This is a genomic window from Actinomadura sp. KC216 (assembly GCF_004348535.1).
Classification (GTDB): Bacteria; Actinomycetota; Actinomycetes; order Streptosporangiales; family Streptosporangiaceae; genus Spirillospora.
This window is the reverse complement of record NZ_SMJX01000425.1, coordinates 1-5921: the sequence shown is the minus strand read 5'-3', so window position 1 is coordinate 5921 and position 5921 is coordinate 1. Positions and strand designations below refer to the sequence as shown.

Here is a 5921-nt window from a genome sequence, read left to right as displayed (position 1 = left end):
GCGCTCCACCACGCGCCCGACGACCTTGACCGTCGTGGTCTGGACGTCGTCGCGCAGCCGCCCCAGCACCGGCTTCACCCCGCCGCCCTCGGTGATCTCCTTGTAGTCCCGGGTCACCCGGTCGCCGAGGAGCAGCGCCCGGCCGACGCCGAACATGGCCAGCCGGACGGCGTGCAGCGGAAGGTCGCGGACCTGTTCGCCCACCGTGTCCTGCACCTGCTGCTTCAGGCGCCGCGGCGATCTCGTCATCGTCTTTCCTCTCCCTGCCGACGTGAACACCGGATCGGGTCGGACGGCACTGGCTTGTCGAATGTCACTCTGCCCCATGGGTGCGATCGTGGTCACCCCGGGTTAATGGATTTCTGTCCAAGAGCGGCGTGCGGTGGGTCACATCGCGGGCTTCACCTGGGCTTCGGCCTCGCCTTCACCGGGCGTCGACCCGCCCGGCGGACCCCGTCCACCGCTGTACTGGCCCCATACCGTCCCTCGTACGATAGACGCATGACCGCGAACACGAAGCGCCGTGTCCTGCTCGCCAAGCCGCGTGGTTACTGTGCGGGCGTCGACCGTGCCGTGCAGGCGGTCGAGATCGCTCTGGAGAAGTACGGGGCGCCGATCTACGTCCGGAAGCAGATCGTCCACAACGTCCACGTCGTCAGGACGCTGGAGGAGAAGGGCGCGATCTTCGTGGACGAGACCGAGGAGGTCCCCGAAGGCTCCATCGTGGTCTTCTCCGCGCACGGCGTCGCGCCCGTCGTGCACGAGGAGGCCAAGGGCCTGAGCCTGCGCACCATCGACGCGACGTGCCCGCTGGTCACCAAGGTCCACAAGGAGGCAGTGCGGTTCGCCGCCCAGGACTACGACATCCTGCTGATCGGGCACGAGGGCCACGAGGAGGTCATCGGCACCACCGGCGAGGCGCCCGACCACATCCATCTCGTGGACGGCCCGGGCGACGTCGCGAACATCACCGTCCGCGACCCGGAGAAGGTCGCGTGGCTGTCCCAGACGACCCTGTCGGTGGACGAGACGATCGCCACCGTCGAGAAGCTCCGCGAGCGGTTCCCCAAGCTGATGGACCCGCCCTCCGACGACATCTGCTACGCCACGCAGAACCGGCAGGTCGCGGTGAAGGAGATGGCGGCGCAGGCCCAGCTCGTCATCGTGGTCGGCTCGGTGAATTCCTCCAACTCCGTCCGGCTGGTCGAGGTCGCCAAGGAGCACGGCGCCGACGACGCCCGCCTGGTCGACTACGCCGAGCACATCGACCCGGCCTGGCTGGAGGGCGTCGACACGGTCGGCGTCACCAGCGGCGCGTCCGTCCCGGACGAGCTGGTCCAGGAGGTCCTGGCCTGGCTGTACGAGCGCGGCTTCGGCGAGGCGGAGGAGATCGAGTCCGTGCCGGAGAGCATGCGCTTCTCGCTTCCGAAGGAGCTCCGCAAGGACCTCCGCAAGCCGCTCCCCATCACGCCCGTCTGAACGCCCGCCCGGCTCAGTCGACGTCGCCGTGGTGCGTGCGGCGCGGTTCTAGCGTCGTGCTGGGGGACTCGTCCCATCGCACCGGGTTCTCGTTCTCTTCCTTCTCGAAGAGCCGGACCCCGGCGAGCTTGTCGCGCAGCTCCCTGATGTTCGTCCTGAGCCCGCGGGCCAGGCAGATGACCACCACGAGCGCCGTGCCGAAGAACAGCCACGGCGCGGTGGACGCGAGCGCCGTGAGGACGCCGACGGTCACGGCGCGCAGCAGCGACCCGTCGCCGAGTGCGGTGGCGAGGACGACCGTGAACGTGGCGGCGAAGAACACCAGCGGCGGGCTGACCACCAGCGTGAGCAGATCGGCCGGGCGCGTCGCGAACGCGGCGAGGGCGCAGCCGACCGCGAAGCCGCCGCCGGCGAGCAGCGGCACGCCGAACCAGCGCGACAGCAGCCCGCACACCACCCCGGCCGCGAACATGACCACGATGCCGCCGCGCCCGGTGAGGCTGATCGGGCCGCCGGACGGGGTCGAGGCCGCCGGGCGCCTGCGTCCAGGGGAGCCGCGCTCACGTCCCACTGGACCCTCCGGTGCCGGCGGGGCGCCGCCCGGCGCGCCGCGTACCGTCGATGAACTCATCGCCACCCCTCACCGGCGGAGGGACGGCCTCCCGTTCCCCCCGGCCCGCTTCGCTCATGGGTGTTTCGCCGATCAGTCTGCTCGGGGATGGCCCGTTCGCCGAAACCTATCGCTTCCGCGTCCGATCCAGGCTGAGACCATTCGTCATCGGGCATGTGGCCGTCCTTAAAAGCGTCGAACGGTTCGTCATGGGCGGTGAGTTCCGCGGCGGAGAGCGCGCGCGGGCTCTCCTCGACGGGACGGGCGCCGTCCAGCTCGTCGTCAACCACGCCCAGCTCGTTCAGCTTGCGCGCACTGACCAGCACGCGCGTCTCCAGCGTTCCGATCGTCCGGTTGTAGGACTTGATGGCGCCGGTCAGCGCGCGGCCCAGTTCGTCTACGTGCTGGCCCATCGTCCCTAGGCGCTCGTACAGCTCCTTGCCGAGATCGAAGACGGCGCGGGCGTTCCGTGAGAGAGCGGCCTGCTGCCATGCGTAGGACGCCGTCCGCAGCATGGTGATGAGGGTCGTCGGCGTGGCGATGTGCACGCGCCGCCGCATCGCGTGCTCCAGCAGGTCAGGGTCGCGGTCGAGCGCGGGCGCCAGGAACGCCTCGCCCGGAATGAACAGCACCACGAACTCCGGTGCCGGGCTGAACGCCTGCCAGTACGACTTCGCCGCCAGCCGGTCGACGTGGTCGCGCAGATGCCGGGCGTGCGCGTCCAGCCGTACCGGATCGCCGCTCTCGGCGGCCTGCAGATACGCGGCCAGCGAGACCTTGGAGTCGACCACGATGCTCTTGCCGCCGACCAGCCGCACCACCATGTCGGGACGGACCGTCCCGTCGACGGTCACGGCACTGGCCTGCTCGTCGAAATCGCAGTGGTGCGCCATCCCGGCGAGCTCCACGACGCGGCGTAGCTGCAGCTCGCCCCACCGCCCGCGCGCCTCGGGCCGCTGCAGCGCCCGCACCAGCGACTGCGTCTCGCGGCGAAGCTGGTCGGAGCTCTGCCGGACGAAGTCGACCTGCTTGGCCAGCATCGCGTGCGACTCGCGGCGGCCCGTCTCGACCTCGCGGAGCTGCTCCTCCACCTTCGCGAGGGTCTCCTTCAGCGGCGCGACCAGGTGCTCGACGGCCTGCTGCCGCCGCTGCAGCTCACCGGCCGCCTCGACGCCCGCCGCCTTGAGCCGCGCGTCCGCCAGCTCCAGGAACCGCTGGTTGCTCGCGTCCAGCGCCTTCGCGGACAGGTTCTCGAAGTGCTCGGCCATCCGCTCCTCCGCGTAGGCGAGCTTCTCCTCGGCCGCTCTGGCCCGCGCGATCAGCGCCCCCTGCCGGCTCGTCGCGAGCGCGTACCCGGCGACGACGCCGAACACGGCGCCGACGAGGAGTCCGGCGAACAGCGCGAGATCCATTGCCTCATCGTGACAGCGCGGCCACGAACGACCACCGCGACTCGCCGTGACCCCCGCCGTCCCCGGACATTTGGCTCACTATTCACCAACCCGCGGGCCGCCGGATGATCTGGGCAGCCCAAGGGGTCGGTCGACGCCCATAAACTTGACGGCCGTGAGCCTCTCCATCGGAATCGCCGGGCTGCCCAACGTCGGCAAGTCCACCCTGTTCAACGCGCTGACCAAGAACGACGCGCTGGCCGCCAACTACCCGTTCGCGACCATCGAGCCGAACGTCGGCGTGGTCGGCGTGCCCGACGCGCGCCTGGACGTGCTCGCGGAGATCTTCGGCTCGCAGAAGATCATCCCGGCGACGATGGAGTTCGTGGACATCGCCGGCATCGTCAAGGGCGCGTCCGAGGGGCAGGGGCTCGGCAACAAGTTCCTCGCCAACATCCGGGAGACCAACGCGATCTGCCAGGTCATCCGCGCGTTCGAGGACCCGGATGTCACGCATGTGGACGGCGACGTCGCCCCGTCCCGCGACATCGAGACGATCAACACCGAGCTGATCCTGGCCGACCTCCAGACGATCGAGAAGGCGCTGCCGCGCCTCGACAAGGAGGCCCGCACCAAGAAGGACAAGGAGAAGCTCGCGGTCGTCGACGCCGTCAACTCCGCGCAGAAGCTCCTGGACGACGGCGTCACGCTGTTCGCGGGCGCCGCGGCCGCCGGGATCGACCTGACGCTCCTGCGCGAGCTGCACCTGCTCACCGCCAAGCCGTTCCTCTACGTCTTCAACCTCGACGAGAGCGAGCTGACCGACGAGGCTCTGCGCGCGCGCCTGCGCTCCCTGGTCGCCCCCGCCGAGGCGATCTTCCTGGACGCCAAGATCGAGGCGGAGCTGATCGAGCTGCCGGACGACGAGGCGCTCGAACTGCTGCAGGGCATGGGGCAGGAGGAGTCGGGGCTGTCGCAGCTCGTCCGGATCGGGTTCGCCACCCTCGGCCTCCAGACGTACCTGACCGCGGGCCCCAAGGAGGCGCGGGCCTGGACGATCCGCAAGGGCGCCACCGCGCCGGAGGCGGCCGGGGTCATCCACACCGACTTCCAGCGCGGCTTCATCAAGGCCGAGATCGTCTCCTACGACGACCTCACCGCCGCCGGGTCGATGGCCGGCGCGCGCACCGCGGGCAAGGTCCGCATGGAGGGCAAGGACTACGTCATGCAGGACGGCGACGTCGTCGAGTTCCGCTTCAACGTCTGACCGGCGGCATGGGGGCCGAGGCGCCCCACCTGCATCTGAACAGGGCCGTGACCTGTGTGATTTTGACAACAGCGGTGCCCTGCGACGCTTTCTGGGGCCGATGAGGCCGGCGTGTCGGCAGAGGCGCCTGAGCTGGGTGTTTTGCTGTTATACGTCCCAAAACCGACACTTTGCCGGGTTCTTTGGGAACGGATTGCGGGCGGGGCCGTCACCAGGTAACCAAGCACCTCCCGTCACGGGCTGCTTGTCCGGAACCTGGGCCTGCGCACCGTTCGGAGCCGCGGATAGGGGATCGTCACCGTTTGGCAATCTTCCCTGTTCCTGCTGAGGTGGATCGCATTATCCACAACCGCGTGCCGGGGCTGTGCTTCGCTGCGATGCGCTGGAACAATTGACGCTCGTGGTTACGCTGGGCCCGGGGTGGGTTCAGAAAGGCCACCGGCAAGACGACCAGGCACACAGGACCGCGCCGACCGGGGGCGAGGCGCGAGCGGAGGCAGGATGGCTCGCAGGTCGGCCGTGGGACGCGGCCGTGACACCGCCGTTGTCGACGAGACGGCACCGCCCGGCCGGGCGCTCGCGACGTCCGTCGACCCGTGGGGCCTGCCCGCCGCCGACCCGGCCGACCGCCGGCGCGGCGGGCGCGGAGGCGGCGGCGACGGCCCGCGCGGCGGCCGCTGGGGCGGATCCGGCGGGCGCTGGTGGGTCTGGGCCGGGCGCGCCGTGCTCTGGGCCCTCATCCTCGTCATCCTCGTCAACGGCGTCCGCGCCCCCTTCGAGCGCTTCACCGCCGACGAAGACCCGGCCACCCCGGCCGGCGGCAGCGGTCCCAAACCCGCGCGGGGCGCCGGGTTCCCCAGCAGCGCCGCGGGCGCGTTCGCCCTCCAGTTCGCCAACGTCTACCTCAACTACGACCAGAAGACCGCGCCCGCCCGCGAGGCGCAGCTGCGGACGTTCCTGCCCGACGGCGCCGACCCGCAGTTCGGCTGGAACGGCGCCGGCAAGATGCAGGTGCAGAGCGTCCAGGTCGCCGGGGTCGACGCCCGCGACGCCAGCAACGCGACCGTCACGCTGCTCGCCCGCACCGCCGACCAGTGGCTCCGCCTCGCCGTTCCCGTCTACGCCGACCGGAACGGCTCCCTCGTCGTGTCCGCACGGCCCGCCCTCCTTCCCC

Annotated in this window: 6 protein-coding genes; 3 read left to right on the top strand and 3 right to left on the bottom strand. The window is 70.5% G+C overall.

Annotated features, from left to right (window positions below; genetic code table 11):
- A partial coding sequence (locus tag E1264_RS39075; RefSeq protein ID WP_132182035.1) for a hypothetical protein occupies positions 1-249 on the bottom strand: 249 nt, incomplete at its 3' end.
- A 252-nt stretch (positions 250-501) separates the two neighbouring features.
- Between E1264_RS39075 and E1264_RS39070 the strand changes: the two genes are divergently transcribed.
- The gene (locus E1264_RS39070) at positions 502-1479 is read left to right on the top strand and encodes a 4-hydroxy-3-methylbut-2-enyl diphosphate reductase (protein ID WP_132182033.1); all 978 of its coding nucleotides are present in this window, start codon (positions 502-504) and stop codon (positions 1477-1479) included.
- A 13-nt stretch (positions 1480-1492) separates the two neighbouring features.
- On the opposite strand, the gene E1264_RS39065 is transcribed toward E1264_RS39070, so the two are convergent.
- A complete protein-coding gene (locus E1264_RS39065) occupies positions 1493-2050 on the bottom strand; it encodes a DUF6542 domain-containing protein (protein ID WP_243711444.1) in 558 nt (185 codons plus the stop codon).
- Positions 2051-2106: 56 nt separating this feature from the next.
- Positions 2107-3501 (bottom strand): DNA recombination protein RmuC, encoded by a 1395-nt coding sequence (rmuC, locus tag E1264_RS39060; protein WP_132182029.1) that lies wholly within the window; start codon positions 3499-3501, stop codon positions 2107-2109.
- A gap of 154 nt (positions 3502-3655) precedes the next feature.
- Here rmuC and ychF point away from each other — a divergent pair, with 154 nt between their 5' ends.
- Entirely contained in the window at positions 3656-4747 is a 1092-nt protein-coding gene (ychF, locus tag E1264_RS39055) for a redox-regulated ATPase YchF (RefSeq protein ID WP_132182027.1), read from the top strand.
- 501 nt (positions 4748-5248) lie between these two features.
- The coding region (locus tag E1264_RS39050; protein ID WP_132182025.1) for a conjugal transfer protein at positions 5249-5921 on the top strand (673 nt) is incomplete at its 3' end.